The following is a 15,648-nucleotide window of genomic DNA, read 5'->3' on the forward strand; positions in this document are numbered from 1 at the left end:
ATTCCTTGAGGCGTTCACGGCTGTTTAGTAGCGACGGCGGGCTGTAAAGACGCCGCGAACGAATCGTCAAACAAGCTGGCGGCGGGGAAAGACTTGACCAGTCCCTGGCCGGCAAAAAAGTCCACGGTCTTTTGCGCTTCGACGGGAGATTGGGCCGTTACGGGCTCGACGGTGGTGCGCGCGCGGGCAAACCAGGCACGGGCGATTTCAGCATCCGCGCGGGTGCGTTTGGCCCACGCGTCGGCGTAGGCGTCTGTGTTGGCCGACGCTTGGCGAGCCCAGTCGCGTGCTTTCTTCAGGCGCTGGAGAAAATCACTGATGGGCGCCCGTTTGGCGTCCACAGCACTGGCGTTGGCGGCAATGAAACTCTGGGCTGGAATCAGCCCTTGCGCCGTGGCCAGCACCCGCGCGCCTTGGCGTTCCTGCTGTGTCACATAGGGTTCCCAGGTCGCGATGACGTCAACCGAGCCGCCTTCCAGCGCGTGGGAGGCATCCAACGCGCTCAGGTAACGCAACTCCAGGGCGTCCCGCTGCACGCCGGCTTTGTCCAGCGCCGTCAGCAACAACTGCTGGCTCCAGGAGCCTTTCCAGATGGCGGCGCGCTTGCCTGCAAGGTCCGCGAGACTCTTGATCGGCGAATCCTTCGCAACCAGAATCGCCACGCCATCGAGATTTTGCCGACTGACGGCAATCACCTTGATCGGCGCGCCCAATGCGCCCAGGAACAGCACAGGCGCATCCCCCAGCAGGCCGATGTCGAGGCTGCCGACGTTGAGCGCTTCGGCAACTGGCGAGCCGGCGGTGAATTGCTTCCATTCAAGGGTATAGGGAAGATCGTCCAGCACCCCCGCCGCTTCCATGACGGCTTGGGCGTTGTAGCTTTGGTCGCCGACCACCAGCGTTTGCGCGTTCGCGGTCAGGCTCAGCAGTGCGGCGGCTAACCCGGCCGCCAGTTTTGAAAGGTAACGCACGTTCGTCTCCAGATGCCTTGTCAGGCAGATCAAGTCGATCCGCGCGTGCGGTCTCGGTAGTGTTCACAGGAATAATCTGCCTCATACGATGAGGCCCATCCAGCCACCTGTAAAATACTGATAACGCATAACGTAATTCTATAATAATGCCACCTACGCATTTTAACGCCAGCGTGCAACATCTGTTTGGCGCATACCCCATGCTCAAACGTCATAATCCCCGGCCTGCCTGCATGGTAATCTCGCGCGACCACGAATAGACATATGTCGTCACATGACGATCAGAGCCAGGAAAGAACATGCCCAAAAAATCTCACTCGACGCTGCGCCGTGACTTCCGCGAATTGCTTGCCAAGCCGAGCTGCGTTGAAACTGCTTCCGTATTTGACCCCATGTCCGCCCGTATCGCGGCGGACCTGGGGTTTGAGGTGGGTATCCTGGGAGGGTCAGTCGCGTCGTTGCAGGTATTGGCGGCGCCCGATTTTGCGTTGATCACGCTGAGTGAGTTCGTTGAGCAGGCCACGCGCATTGGGCGTGTCGCTCAACTGCCGTTTATCGCCGACGCCGACCACGGTTACGGCAATGCCCTCAACGTGATGCGCACCGTCGAAGAGCTTGAGCGCGCCGGCGTGGCCGCATTAACGATTGAAGACACCCTGCTGCCGGCGCAATTCGGGCGCAAATCCACCGACCTGATTTCCATCGAGGAAGGCATTGGCAAAGTCCGCGCCGCCCTGGAAGCCCGTGTCGATCCTGAACTCTCAATCATCGCTCGGACCAATGCGGGTGTGTTGCCCACCGAAGCGGTGATCGAGCGCACCCTGGCCTATCAAAAAGCCGGTGCGGATGGGATCTGCATGGTGGGCGTGAGTGACTTCGAGCATCTGGAAAAAATCGCAGAAAACCTCACCGTTCCACTGATGCTGGTGACCTACGGCAATCCCAAGCTCAACGACGCCCAGCGCCTTGCAAGCCTGGGCGTGCGCGTGGTGGTTGCCGGGCATGGCGCCTATTTCGCAGCGATCAAAGCCACTTACGATAGTTTGCGTGCCCAGCGCCAATTAACCCATAGCACCTCTAATCTCAGCGCGACCGAACTGACGCACACTTACACGCTCCCGGAAAACTACGTGGCGTGGGCTGAAGAGTTCATGGACGTCAAAGAGTAATCCTCCCCCCTCACAGCCAGGCAATGTCCTCGCGCTGGTAACGGTGCGCACGGAAGATCGCGTTGTTTTCTCCCGGCAGGTAACGCCGGGAGGCTGCATCGGGATAGGCGGCGAAGTGCGGATTGATGTACTCCCACACCACTTCGCCGGCTGGCGTGACTTCGAACAGACGGCCAAAGTTGGCTTCGGTCACCAGCGTGTTGCCATTGTGCAGACGCTGGGCGCCGCCCATGAATGGCGTGAAGAAGGCATAACCCGGCGTGTCCGCGTACTGCCATTCGATACGCTGCGTGTGCGGGTCGATCTCCAGGATGCGCGAGTGCGGCATGCTCACATGTGGGCGTGAAATGCCGTTGTCGAACACCAGCACATTGCCGTTTTCCAGCTCAGTCGGACAATGCTGTTGCGCGACCAGATCGTGGCCCAGGCGCCACAACACTTCGCCACTGCCACGCTGGATAGCAATCACCGAAGAGACACTGCGCAAACTGAGAATGACCTTACCGTCACTGCCCGGCGAGACCGCGTTGGTCATCGGCCAGTGGTAACGCTCGAATGTGTCGTGCAGCGGGTAATCCTCGGGCCGCAAATGCTCCCAACTGCGCCACTCCCAGACCACCTGCCCTTGGCGGTCAACCTCCTTGACCACGTCCGCATAAATCACGCCACCCGCCGCCTCGCTGCCGGGAATGCCGCCGACCACGCGGCTGGCCAACTCCGCACTCAAGGGTTCCACCGTGGTGTACAGCAGGTGGCCGTTGTCCAGCCATTGAGCGTCGTGATGGTGCAGCAAATCGGTGTATTCCCACACCACCTCGCCTTGGGGGGTGACCTCGCTGAAGGCACCGCCGTGCCACACCGACCAACCGGGAAACAGCTCCGGGGAATCCGGGTGATTGCCGTTGTAGCCCAGGTTGCCGTTGCCCAGGATCACAGCGTCGCGACCGGGGCGCTGAGGGAGCTTCCAGCGGTGCACGACCTCGCCGTCGATGTCGATCAGGAACACATTGCCCTCGGCGGTTTGCGGTGCGAACAAGGTGTAGCCACCCGCGCTGCGGGCGTGGTCGACGGTGATAAGGCCGGTCTTCTGGCGTTTGAGGGTGGTGCTGTGCATGAGATTTCTCCGGGTGCAGGAATCCCTGCCGAGACTACGTCGGCAAGGTCAGAAATAAGCGAATCAGTGGGGGGTCGGTAAAAGGCTGTTGAAGCGCGGGTCGAAAATTTGCCCGACGTCCAGCGCACGGGGGATCACCCGCTCAGCGGCGAACAGGTCCGCCAGACGCTGTTGCAAGGCGATGACGGCAGGATCAATCGGCACGTACTGCAAGGTTTGATGGGCGAGCATGTCGCGCACCAGAGCGATTGGCAGCCGCGTGGTCTGGGCAAATACCTCGGCCCAGGCATCCGGATGCGCCGTGGCCCAGGCTTGGGCGCGGGCGAGCCTGGCCAGCAAGTCACCGGCCTGCGCCGTACGCTCAGGGTCGGCCAGAGCCTTGAGGCTCGCCACCGTAAAATTCTGCCCGGTTTCCGGCCATTCGCTGCCGTCCAGTAGTACCCGCGCGCCTCGCGAAGTGGCTTGGCCAACAAAGGGATACCACACTGCCCAGGCATCGAGCCGGCCACTGGCAAAGGCGTTTTGTGCATCGACGGGGCTGGCATAGATCATGTTCAGGTCCCGCGTTGTGAGCCCGGCCTGATGCAGCGCTGCCAGGAACAGGTAGTGCCCGCTGGTGCCCTTGGCGACGGCGACCCGTTTGCCCTTGAGATCGGCGACTCGCTGGACAGTGGTCCCCTCAGGTAACAACAGCGCGTTATTGTTCTGCGCCCCGCTCGCCACGCCAATGATGCGGATATCAAAACCGCCAGCCTGGGCAAAAACCGGCGGCGCGTTGCCGACCACACCCAGGTCGATGGCTCCAGCGCTCAGGGCTTCCAGCAGCGTGGTACCTGCGGTGAATGGATGCCACACCAACGTTCCCGACAGCCCCGCATCCTCCCCCGCCGCGTGCAGCATGGCTTGGGTCAAACCGCTTTGGTCACCCACATGCAGCGCAGCCGACACCGGTTGCACGATCAACAACGCAGCCCAGTACACCAGCCCGGCCAAGCGTTGTCGTACAGCGTACTTGGCAGCACCCGGTTTTAACGTCATTGTCTTTCCCTCATTTTTGCGTTGAATCCAGTATGTCGAGGCTCGCCGTGCCGCTCCATGCCAAACACCCCTCCTTTACTGCCACGTCGGACATCGCTGTGCGCACGGTGGTGGTGCTAGCGTTCGATGACTTGCTGCTGCTCAACGCCGCTGGACCGCTGGAGGTGTTTGCCGCGATTCCACGCCTGCTGGGCGGCGCGTTTGCCACACAGGCGCCGTATCGGTTGCTGCTTGCTTCACCGTTTGGAGGCCAGGTCAGCTCGGTGTCGGGGATCAGCGCCAGCACCCAGTCACTGGAACAAATCGATCAACAAGCACCCGACATTGATACGCTGATCGTCGCGGGCGGCCCCGGCATGGACGCCCTGGAAGCCAACGAGCATGCCTGCGCCTGGCTGCGCGGCCGCGCCCCGGCGATCCGTCGCCTCTGTTCAATCGGCACCGGCGCCTTCGCATTGGCCGCCGCCGGTTTGCTCGATGGGCGCAACGTAGTGACCCACTGGAAGTTCGCCGAAGCATTGCAGGCACGTTACCCCAAGGTCATCTGCCAGACCGACGCGTTGTACCTGCATGACCGCAACTTGTGGACGTGCGGCGGAGCCACCGCAGGCATCGACTTGGCGTTGGGACTGGTCGAGCAGGATCTGGGGGCCGACGCGGCGCTGTCATTGGCGCGCTATTTCACCGTGTTCCTGTGGCGCTCGGCCGAGCAACCGCAGTTGAGCGCTTCGCTCAAAGCCCAGTCCACCGCTCTGCGCACTGATCCCGATGTACGCCTGGCGCGCTTGCATGCGTGGATTGCGGGCAACTTGAACGGTGATCTACGCGTGGAGCGCTTGGCCGAGCAATTCGGCATGAGCCCGCGTCACTTTGCGCGAGCCTATGTCGCCGCCACGGGCGATACGCCCGCACAGGCGGTGGAGAGTTTGCGCTTGGAAGCCGCCTGCCGGGTGTTGGCCACCACGAGTGAACCCATCAAGCGGATCGCGCAAACGGTTGGTTTCGGCCGTGAAGAGCGCATGCGGCGCGCTTTCCAAAAACAACTGGGCACCAGCCCGCTGGGTTATCGCAACCAAATGAAGGCAGCAACCCACCAGGCACCGTTTCCGATGGGGATCGCGCTGCAGGGTTTGGCGCATTGAGTTCAGCTAAGCCCAGCGCTCAAGGACGCCCCCACAAAAAAATCCGCCGTAAAACGTGAGCGCTGGCTTGCCCGCGACAGCGGCCGTTCGGTGTACCTATCCACTATCTAGGTAACGGCGGCTCACTTTTGGAAAAGAGCCCCAAAAGCAAGCCTGAGACCAACATCAACAGCGAGCCAGCGATTAGCCAACCCAGCCTATGGCAGTCTTGGGAATCACCTCCGACTCATCCAGCTTCGACGCAAACATACTCACCGCCTGCACCGCATCGCTGGTGCTGGTGCGAATCTGCAAGATCACCGAACCCGCCTGGTCCGCCAACTGGACGCCGCGTTGTGCGCCTTCCTGGGTGGCGTTCATGCTGGTCACTGCGTCGCGGGTTTCCGAAAGGATCATGCCGATCATCTCGGCGATTTCCGCTGTGGAGCGACTGGTACGCCCGGCCAGTTGCCTGACCTCATCGGCCACCACCGCAAAGCCACGGCCTTGGTCGCCGGCCCTTGCGGCCTCGATGGCGGCGTTGAGCGCCAGCAGGTTGGTCTGGTCGGCGATGCCGCGAATGGTGTTGACGATGGCGGTAATTTGCTCGGAACGATCGCCCAACTGCCCGACCAGGCGCGCGGATGAGCCGATGTTTTCGGCAATCCGGCGCATCTCCGTGGCGGTTTCCTGGATAACCTGGGTGCCGTGCTCGGCAAACCGTTCGGTCTCGGACGAGATGTGGTAAGCACGGGAGGCGCCACGGGAGTCTTCTTCGAACTTCTCTACACGTTCGGTGATGTCGCTGGCGAACTTGACGATCTTGATCAGCTTGCCGTCGCCGTCGTAGACCGGGTTGTAACTCGCTTCGAGCCACACGACCCGGCCATGTTTGCCAAGGCGCTTGAATTGCCCGGTGAAGAATTCGCCATTGTTCAAGCGCCGCCAAAAGTCCGCGTACTCATGGCTGTTGATCAGGGCCGGTTCGCAAAACAGGCGGTGGTGTTTGCCTTTGAGCTCGGCCAGCGAATACCCCATGACGTTCTGGAAGTTGTCGTTGGCGTCCAGTACCTGCCCGTTCAAATCGAATTCGATAACGGCCATCGCCCGGTCCAACGCCGTCAGTTTGCTGCGCGTAGCGGCTTCCTGTTCAACCTTGGCAGTGACGTCCAACGCGTACTTGACCACTTTCAACACCTGGCCACGCTCATCCAGCACCGGGTTGTAGCTGGCCTCAAGCCAGATAGTCCTGCCTTGGGAGTCCACCCGCTTAAACGTACCCGACACGAACTTTCCGGCCTTGAGGTCAGCCCAGAACTGGCCATAGGCCGAGCTGCTGGTCAGCGCTGGCAAGCAGAAATCACGATGGGATTTGCCGAGCAGTTGCTCACGGCTGTAACCCAGCGTCCTCAGGAAGTTGTCGTTAGCACTCAACACCTTGCCATTGAGGTCAAATTCGACCACGGCCATGGAGCGTTCGAGTGCAGTAAACAGTCCTTTGTATTCGGTGACTTCGGCCGTCCTGGCCGCCAGTTCTGTTTTAACTGCTTTATTGAACATGACGTACCCTCAACCGTGCGAAGAAGCTGTCTGTAACTGGCTATCGGCGGCTGAATACGCGACTTTACGCGGTTTTAATGTTTATTTTCTGGCGTCAAAAAGCCGCGCATTGCGGTTTGCCCGCGCGGCTGTTTTCGGGGACCATGGGCGCCTTTGCAATCTGCCAACGAGAGGCGCCCATGGCCAACCACGACCTGTCCTACACCCCCGATCCTGATGCTGACTCCATCTCATCCGACGTAATTGGCTTCAACGGTATCCTGGTCTCCACCCAGATCCCGACCCGCGCCGACGGCAGCCTGGAGCTGGGCGATATCTCCCTGCAATGCGAATGCACCCTGCAAGCGCTGAAAGTCGCGCTGGAAAAGGCCGGCAGCTCCATGGATCGGGTAATGCACCTGACCATTTATCTGACGGATATGGCCGATCGTGCGGCCTTTAATGAAGTCTACAAACGCTTCTTTGCCAAGCCCTGGCCCGTGCGTGCGGCGGTTGGCGTTGCTGCATTGGCGGTAGAAGGCATGCGCGTGGAAGTGACCGCGATGGCCGCCCAGGCCTGAGTTGATGCCGGTCAGGCATTTCACAGCTACAATGCGCGCCTCAACCGTGACAAGCCTGACTAAAAAAACTATGTCCATGCCCAAGCATCACCTGGAATTGCTCAGCCCTGCCCGCGATGTCGCCATCGCGCGGGAGGCGATCCTGCATGGCGCCGACGCCATCTACATCGGCGGCCCAAGTTTCGGCGCCCGTCATAACGCGTGTAATGACGTGAGCGATATCGCTCAGTTGGTAGAGTTCGCCCACCGTTACCATGCGCGCGTCTTCACCACGATCAACACGATCTTGCATGACAACGAACTGGAACCCGCGCGCAAGCTGATCCATCAGCTCTACGACGCCGGTGTTGACGCGTTGATCGTGCAAGACCTGGGTGTGATGGAGCTGGATATTCCGCCCATCGAGCTGCACGCCAGCACCCAAACCGATATCCGCACCCTGGCCCGCGCGAAGTTTCTCGACCAGGCCGGTTTCTCGCAGTTGGTCTTGGCCCGTGAGCTGAACCTGCAGGAAATCCGCGCCATCGCCGACGAGACTGATGCCGCCATCGAGTTCTTTATCCACGGCGCCCTGTGCGTGGCGTTCTCCGGGCAGTGCAACATCTCCCACGCGCAAAATGGCCGCAGCGCCAACCGTGGCGATTGCTCCCAGGCTTGCCGCCTGCCGTACACCTTGAAAGACGATCAGGGCCGCGTCGTGGCCTTTGAAAAGCACCTGCTGTCGATGAAAGACAACAACCAGAGCGCCAACATCCGCGCCCTCGTCGAAGCCGGTGTGCGTTCGTTCAAGATCGAAGGCCGCTACAAGGACATGGGCTATGTGAAGAACATCACCGCCTATTACCGCCAGCGCCTCGACGACGTGCTTGAAGACCGCACAGACCTGGCCCGCGCTTCCAGCGGCCGCACCGTGCACTTTTTCCTGCCTGACCCGGAAAAAACCTTCCACCGTGGCAGCACCGACTATTTCGTCAGCGACCGCAAGATCGACATCGGCGCCTTCGACACGCCGACCTTCACCGGCCTGCCGGTCGGTACGGTGGAAAAAGCCGGCAAGCGCGATCTGCAAGTGGTCACCCATGAGCCGTTGTCCAACGGTGACGGTTTGAACGTGCTGGTCAAACGCGAAGTGGTGGGTTTTCGCGCCAACATCGCCGAACCCAAGGGCGAGTTCGAGGAAGACGGCCAGAAGCGCTATCGCTACCGCGTCGAGCCGAACGAAATGCCGGCCGGTCTGCACCAGTTGCGCCCGCACCATCCGCTGAACCGCAACCTGGACCATAACTGGCAACAAGCGCTGCTCAAGACCTCGGCGGAGCGCCGTATCGGCCTGTCGTGGGTCGCGCGCCTGCGTGAAGACCAGCTGGAAATCACAGCTACCAGTGAAGAAGGCATCAGCGCCAGCGTCACCCTGCCCGGCCCGTTCGGCGCGGCCAACAAGCCGGAGCAGGCGCTGGATACCCTGCGCGACCTGCTTGGCCAACTCGGGACTACCGAGTATCACGCGACGAATATCGAGCTGGACGCGCCACAGGCGTTCTTCGTCCCCAACTCGCAGCTCAAGGCATTGCGCCGCGAAGTGATCGAAACGCTGACTGCGGCCCGTGTCGCGGCTCACCCCCGTGGTGGACGCAAGGCCGAGACCACGCCGCCGCCGGTTTACCCGGAAGCGCACCTGTCGTTCCTGGCTAACGTCTACAACCAGAAGGCCCGCGACTTCTATCATCGTCACGGCGTCCAGATGATCGACGCTGCCTTTGAAGCCCATGAAGAAACCGGCGAAGTACCGGTGATGATCACCAAGCACTGCCTGCGCTTCTCGTTCAACCTCTGCCCTAAACAGGCCAAGGGTGTGACGGGCGTGAAAACCAAGGTCGCGCCGATGCAATTGATCCATGGCGACGAAGTGCTGACGCTGAAGTTCGACTGCAAGCCGTGCGAGATGCATGTGGTGGGCAAGATCAAGGGGCATATCCTTGGCTTGCCGCAGCCGGGCAGCGTGGTGGAGCATTTCAACCCGGATAAGATCATCTTTCAGGGCACGCACTAACCCTGCGGGAGCGGGGCCACCACCAGCCCCGCTGCAACCCGGCAGCCGCCAGCAGAATAGCCGCCACCCCCAGCCATTGCAGCCAGCCCAGGCGGTGGCCAAAGGCAATCCAATCGACGACGATCGCCGCTATCGGGTAGATAAACGACAGCGCGCCGGTGATGGCCGTCGGCAGTTTCTGGATCGCCCCGTACAGCAACACATACATCAACCCGGTATGCACAACGCCCAGGGCCACCAATGCCGACCAGGCATTACTCGCCTGCGGCAGGCTATTCCAAGGCACCAGCGGCGCCAGTAGTAGCGCACCGGTAATCACTTGGATCAACGCCATCAAATGCGGCGGTACGTCCTTCAAGCGCTTGATGATCAATGCCGCTACGGCATACAAAAACGCTGCGCCCAACGCCAGGACGATTCCCGTCAAATAGTCCCCGCCACCGCTCTGCTGCTCGCCATGGGCAGTGACAATCGCCAGCATCCCCATAAACGCCACACTCAGCCAGGCCAGTTTCTGTAAGGTGATTTTTTCACCGAGAAACAGCGCCGCCAGCATGACCAACAGGAACGGCTGAACGTTGTACACCGCCGTACTGATGGCGATGGATGCGCGGGAATAGGATTCAAATAACAGTAACCAATTACCGACGATGGCCACGCCGCTGAGCATCGCCAGCCCGAGCCGGGCCCAACTGAGCAGGTCCAGGCGCAGATAACCCAGCACCGCGCAGACCAGCAGTAACGTGAGCCCACCGATCACACAGCGCCAGAACACCACCTCAATCACCGACACGCCCGACACCAGCACAAACCAGCCAATGGTGCCCGAGATGAGCATGGCGGCAACCATTTCCCAAGAACCGCGACGGATCGATGTATCCATGATTGGAGCTCCTCAAGTGAGGCTCAATTATGGCAATCTGCGCGTGATCGGCTCCAGCGACTAAAAAAGGCAAACACCGGAAATCACCTTTTCTTATTAGGCGAACACCATGATTGACACCATCGACCAGCAACTGATCGCCGCCTTGATGGACGACTCGCGTTTGTCGCTCAAGGCCCTGGCGGGTATTACCGGGCTGTCCTCGCCCAGCGTTGGCGAACGCTTGCGTCGCCTGGAAGAACGCGGCGTGCTGACCCACTACACCGTGGACATTGACCCCAAGCATTTTGGCTATTTGCTGCAAGCCATCGTGCGCATCCGTCCTCTGCCCGGTCAGTTGCAGGAAGTGGAACGCCAGATCCAGGCGATCCCCGAGTTCACCGAGTGCGACAAGGTGACGGGCGAAGACTGCTTTATCGCCCGTCTGCATGTACGCACCATGGACCATCTCGACAGCCTGCTTGACCGCCTCAACGTCTATGCCGAAACCAACACGGCCATCGTCAAGAAAACCCCGGTAAAGCGGCGTTTACCGCCCCTCTAGGGTGCGCAGGGCGCCAGCCGTCGCCAAGGTTTGGCGCTGCCTGTGATGACCCAGTTCAAATCCGGCCGTTGGTTTTGCGTCCAGTGCGCCACCTCATAGTTGTAGCGGTCATACGAGACTTTCTCGTTGTTGACCGAATAGGCTTTGCTCGCCACCCACGGCGGCGCGCAATCGCCGGCTTGCTCCGGTGGGCTGATAATCACCGAATGACTGGCGCTGGCCGTGCGATTGGCGGCGTCGGTGACAGTCAGCCCGATGCTTCGCGCGCCCGCAGTGGTGGGCGCGGTGAACGTTGGGCTGACTGTCACCGAAGCGGCCGGGGTAAAGCCCTCTGCCTGCCATGCGTAGCGTAACGAGAGCCCACTTGAGCCGGTCGCCGACAACGCCAGGGATTTGCCCGCTTCGACCGTGGTAGGCCCACTGATCTGGGCGACGGGCCTGGCGGACGGTACGACGCTCACCGTCTTGCGCAGGTTCAGGCTGGCGTTCTTGCTGTCTGTGACGGTCAATGACACCGTGGCCGGGGTCACCATGCTGACCTGGGCCGCACGCAGTGTCAGCGACGGGCCATCGACCAGCGTACCCTCCAGTGGCGGCGAAATGGACCACGCGTACTTCAGTTCGCCGCCCGGCGGGTTCGAGGCTGCGTCGGTAGTTAACAGGATGGATGCACCGGTTTCTACGTCGTCCGCGCTGATGATTTTACCCACTGGCGGTAGCGGATCAGGCTCTGGATCAGGCTCAGAGCCGCTGGCCTTGACCAACACCGCGACGGCTTTTTTGACACTGTTGCGGGCCGCGTCAGAAACCGTCACCGCCACGGTGACCACTTGATCGGTGGTCACTTGCGGCGCGGTCCAGGTCTGATCGGCGCTGTTGGGCGTGGCGCCGATCAATGAGCCTTTGACCCACGCGTAGTTCAAGGGATTGCCAACGGGCGAGGTAAACGCGGCCTGGTAACGAATGCTTTGGCCACTTACGACTTCCAGAGGGCCGTTCAGTTGACCTTGGGGTGGATTGGCGCCGGACGGTTCTCCAACAACCACGCGTGGCTCGTTGTAAATCACCGTTCGTGGGCCGCCGTCGCTGACCGTGGCCTGAACCACCAACCCACCGTTATTACTCGACTTGACCGCCTTCACTCGGGCTGTGGGCTGCTTGGGGTCGGCATCCAACAATTCGAAGCTGGCGGTGTTCACCCACCAGCGATAGCTCAGATCCCGGTCTTCAGGGTTATCAATGATCACCCGGGGCTCAAAGATGTCCCCCACGTTGACATGGTTAGGCAAGATCATGCGGCCGATCAAAGGAGGATATTCATACGCCTTGATCTGGATGGTTTTGTTCGGCAGCGATGCGAAGCCCACACCATCTCGGACCAACACCCTGACGTAACCATTCTTGTTAGCCATCAACTTAGGCGCCTTGAGGGTGATCTCCCGCTGATCGCTAGGGCCTATTACCGTCAAGGCGCCTTCGGGCGGCGATGTTACGGTCCATACGTAGGTCAGTTCACGATTGTGCGGGTTGCCGATTTCGACGTGCTGGGTGAAGGCCTGATCGCTCGGAACTTGCGTTTCGCCGACGATGGTTCCCCCGACCAACTGGGTATCTTTTTTGACGATTACGTTTTTGTGCAAATTCAGCGTTGCGCCGTTGCTGTCGCGTACGTCCAGGGCCAACTCAAGCGTCGTGTCAGCCGCGACCGGCGGTGCCGTGAGGGTCACGCTCGCGGTATTGCCCACCTGGCCCGTAAACCCAGGTGGGATCCGCCAGTCATACATCAAGGGCAAGTTGCCGGGGGAGTTGACCAAGGCCGTAAAGGTCGCGGTGGTTTTTTCCACCACCTCCGCCGGAGCGTTCAGCTCGCCTTCGGGCCCGCCTTGTCCCTGGCTGCGCACCACGACCACATGCTCTTCACGGGCCTGGACCTGCCCGTCATCGACCCGAAGGGCCAAGGTGTACGGCGTCGGCGTGGTCACCGGCGGCGCGTTGAATTGCAGCCGCGCACCGTCGGTGTGTGCGCCGAGTTCGGGCGGTGCTTCCCACGTGTAAATCAGCGGGTTGGCGCCTGGGTTGATGGAACTCGAACCCGCGCCGTCCAGTTGCACGCTGTCACCACTGCTGGCCTCGGTGGGCCCGCTGATTACAATCATCGGCGGCATGGGCGGTGCGGTACCGGGCTGCCCTTCACTGTCCATCACGTGGCCGACCACTTTCAAGGTGTCCGCGCCCGCATGGGCCAGCAGCAAACTGGCGTCCTGGGCAACGTTGCCGAAGCGGGTGTAAGTGACGGAGTTGGTCGGGATTTTTGTTTTGGTGATCAGACTCCCCCCCACGTTGGCCAGGAAATTACCGTAATCCACCGACGGGTTTACGGTGAAGTCGCTTGCAAGGGACAGCCCCACGGCCCCTTGGTAGTCAATGAACCCTTCCTTGAGACGGACCCAGGGCGTGCTGTCGTCGGCACAGGCTTGCAACGTCACTGGCTGATCATTGCCGTTGTTGCGCACACACAGCTCCGGGGTATCCATGGCGTGCAGGCGTCCACTGCCATCGAGCAACCAGCGCGCCGCATTGGGCTCATGACAAGCCTCCTGCGCCACCAACCTGAGGGGGTTGGTCGCGTCCTTGACCACGCAGTTTTTGGATTCGAACTCGATCGGACGTAAGCGCCCTGACGCCGCTGGCACGGGCCAGTCCATGCGTAGTTGCGCCAGCAAATTGTGCAGCTGTTGCTGCAAGCCAACAGTCACCGGCGCGTCGCGGTTGACCCTTGCCCAGTGGTCCACCGCCGCCAGACGCTGCTGCAAAGTCCTTGCGTCGTCACAGGTCTTGATCAGCCGCCAGTTCATCGGCGCCACCAATCCGCTCCAGACGGCCGGTGCACGTCGCGCAGAACTACCGCTCGCAGGCACGATGAGACGGTACAGATTGCCTTGGTAACTCACCGGCTGGCCGGGCACGGAATACACCTGCGCGGGGTCCCATGGCGCCACGTTTTCGCAAGCGTCCCCGAGGGTGCGCGGATACACCCGCACGCTGGCAACGGTGGTGTCCACGGCCCCCGTGGCATTCCTGACGGTGAGGCGAAAGCGATAGTCGGTGGGCACCTGGACTTCAGGGAAATGTGCGACGGCCATGTCCGACTGGCTGTTGTCGATCACAGCAGCCGGGGCACCTTCAAGCTGCGACCATTCGAATTGCAGCGCGTCCACGCCAGGGTTGCGTGACGCCTTGGCATTGAGCGTGGCGCGCTCACCGGAAAACGGCAGGTCTTTTTGCCCCAACTCCACGAAGCCACTGGCGATGGGCGCCCCTGTTGGATCGGGAGGTGGGAAAAAGCTGGCGATTACCGAATGCCAGTTGTTGATGGAACGTACATTGTCATTCACGCCCTCCACCCCGGTGGGTAATCCCTGGTACGTCAATTGCGGATTGGAATAGACACCAATACGTACCGAGGACGGTGTGGCACCGCCGCAATACCCCATGAGGGTGTGCCAGTAAGGCAAGACGCTACGCTGGCAATAACCACGGGAATACGGATAGGGCGTCCCGGCATCTTCATGGTGTGCGCCCAATAAATGACCGACTTCATGGGCGTAGGTCTGGGCGCTGTGCATGGTCGCGTAGGCATGGCTTTGTCTCAGCGATGTGGGCCCTGCGGTGGACGCGAGGCCGCCATCGGTATCCAGCATTGCGATGACCACATGGGCCTTTAGTTGGGTGCGAATATCACTGCTTAACGTCCCGACCGGGCTCAGCAACCGATTCATGCAGGGCAAATCGCCCAGGCATTGCTTGGATGGCTGGTTGTAGTCTATGTGCGCCACCCCTGCATTTTCAAACACCCCGGTCACCCCGCTGAGCTGGGCCACCGTCTTGAAATACTCGAAGTGCTTGATGCCTTGTGCGACGGGATCAACCAACGCATCGCGAACATCGTTGCTATAGACCGTCAGGACACGTATCGGCTGCTGCACCGTGTCGCCGTTGCGCGCAACTGCCTGCACATCGCGTGCGTTCAGGGTGTCGACAAGTGGGGGGGTCAGGAAGGTCAGCGTCTTGCCTGCGCGAGACGGCAACCTGGCCATTCTCCATGGGTAAAATTTCGTAACTGACCCCGTCCACGATAACGGTGCCGGTGACACGCTCATCATGGGCGATCAGGATCGCCAGGTTCTTGGGGTCTATGGCCAGGTCATGGGACAGGTCAGTACCGGGAGAGATGTAACGACGCCCGGATGCGGAAGGTTGCACCTCACCCACCCACACCGTGGCCCCGGACTGCTGGGAAACTCGAAGTTTCTTGACCCTGACCGTCACGCTCCGGTCCAACGGAATGTCCAGCCACTGCTGTGTATCAAGCAACAATTTTGCGTTACCACGGCCCAGGCTGGCGGGCTGGCCTAGCACGGTTCTCGGGGCACCACTGTCAAGGATGATCAGGGAGGGAGCATCGTCAGCCCGGGCGGTGCCCGTCGCAACAGTCACCCACACAAAGGCAATTAATACCAAGGCAGGTAATGCAAGGCGAAGCGCCCCTTTCTGCCACGTTGCAAGGGTGGAAGGATTTTTTTCGGAGCGCATCGTGCTTCTCCCTGAGTAGTCAATTACCCAGTTGCAGCAGCTGAT

The 15,648-nt window shown here is 60.8% G+C and carries 11 protein-coding genes; 5 read left to right on the forward strand and 6 right to left on the reverse strand.

The features are described 5' to 3' along the window. Nucleotides 1-14: 14 nt before the first annotated feature. A complete protein-coding gene (locus tag ACVWXD_RS10175; RefSeq protein WP_457370965.1) occupies nt 15-971 on the reverse strand; it encodes an ABC transporter substrate-binding protein in 957 nt (318 codons plus the stop codon). Between the two features lie 299 nt (nt 972-1,270). On the opposite strand from ACVWXD_RS10175, the gene ACVWXD_RS10180 reads away from it, so the two are divergent. Continuing rightward, on the forward strand, nt 1,271-2,140 hold the full coding sequence (locus tag ACVWXD_RS10180) for an isocitrate lyase/PEP mutase family protein (RefSeq protein WP_032887345.1): 870 nt from the start codon (nt 1,271-1,273) through the stop codon (nt 2,138-2,140). Between the two features lie 10 nt (nt 2,141-2,150). Here the strand turns inward: ACVWXD_RS10180 and ACVWXD_RS10185 are convergent, their stop codons facing one another. Both ACVWXD_RS10185 and ACVWXD_RS10190 read right to left on the reverse strand, forming a co-directional pair. Beyond that, nucleotides 2,151-3,254: an aryl-sulfate sulfotransferase gene (locus ACVWXD_RS10185; RefSeq protein WP_122681010.1), complete on the reverse strand. Its 1,104-nt coding sequence runs from the start codon at nt 3,252-3,254 to the stop codon at nt 2,151-2,153. A 63-nt stretch (nt 3,255-3,317) separates the two neighbouring features. Continuing rightward, nucleotides 3,318-4,292, reverse strand: a complete 975-nt coding sequence (locus ACVWXD_RS10190) for an ABC transporter substrate-binding protein (protein WP_181643438.1) — start codon at nt 4,290-4,292, stop codon at nt 3,318-3,320. Between the two features lie 32 nt (nt 4,293-4,324). Here ACVWXD_RS10190 and ACVWXD_RS10195 point away from each other — a divergent pair, with 32 nt between their 5' ends. Beyond that, complete coding sequence (locus tag ACVWXD_RS10195; RefSeq protein ID WP_122765139.1) at nt 4,325-5,434, forward strand: GlxA family transcriptional regulator; 1,110 nt, start codon at nt 4,325-4,327, stop codon at nt 5,432-5,434. A 183-nt stretch (nt 5,435-5,617) separates the two neighbouring features. Here ACVWXD_RS10195 and ACVWXD_RS10200 read toward each other — a convergent pair whose 3' ends face one another. Next, nucleotides 5,618-6,973: a methyl-accepting chemotaxis protein gene (locus ACVWXD_RS10200; RefSeq protein ID WP_095184780.1), complete on the reverse strand. Its 1,356-nt coding sequence runs from the start codon at nt 6,971-6,973 to the stop codon at nt 5,618-5,620. Between the two features lie 179 nt (nt 6,974-7,152). On the opposite strand from ACVWXD_RS10200, the gene ACVWXD_RS10205 reads away from it, so the two are divergent. Together ACVWXD_RS10205 and ACVWXD_RS10210 are read left to right on the forward strand one after the other, a co-directional pair. Beyond that, nucleotides 7,153-7,533 carry a RidA family protein gene (locus tag ACVWXD_RS10205; protein WP_032887358.1) on the forward strand — a complete coding sequence of 127 codons (381 nt, stop codon included), beginning with the start codon at nt 7,153-7,155 and terminating at the stop codon, nt 7,531-7,533. Nucleotides 7,534-7,603: 70 nt separating this feature from the next. Next, a complete protein-coding gene (locus tag ACVWXD_RS10210) occupies nt 7,604-9,583 on the forward strand; it encodes a peptidase U32 family protein (protein WP_032887361.1) in 1,980 nt (659 codons plus the stop codon). Here the strand turns inward: ACVWXD_RS10210 and ACVWXD_RS10215 are convergent. After that, on the reverse strand, nt 9,561-10,466 hold the full coding sequence (locus ACVWXD_RS10215) for a DMT family transporter (protein ID WP_095184782.1): 906 nt from the start codon (nt 10,464-10,466) through the stop codon (nt 9,561-9,563). The two genes, ACVWXD_RS10210 and ACVWXD_RS10215, sit on opposite strands and share 23 nt — an antisense overlap. 109 nt (nt 10,467-10,575) lie before the next feature. Between ACVWXD_RS10215 and ACVWXD_RS10220 the strand changes: the two genes are divergently transcribed. Beyond that, nucleotides 10,576-11,010: an Lrp/AsnC family transcriptional regulator gene (locus ACVWXD_RS10220; protein ID WP_122753321.1), complete on the forward strand. Its 435-nt coding sequence runs from the start codon at nt 10,576-10,578 to the stop codon at nt 11,008-11,010. On the opposite strand, the gene ACVWXD_RS10225 is transcribed toward ACVWXD_RS10220, so the two are convergent. Then, the gene (locus ACVWXD_RS10225; protein ID WP_457370966.1) at nt 11,007-15,098 is read right to left on the reverse strand and encodes a hypothetical protein; all 4,092 of its coding nucleotides are present in this window, start codon (nt 15,096-15,098) and stop codon (nt 11,007-11,009) included. The two genes, ACVWXD_RS10220 and ACVWXD_RS10225, sit on opposite strands and share 4 nt — an antisense overlap. Nucleotides 15,099-15,648: the final 550 nt, after the last annotated feature.

It is taken from the genome of Pseudomonas sp. TE3911 (genome assembly GCF_054062775.1).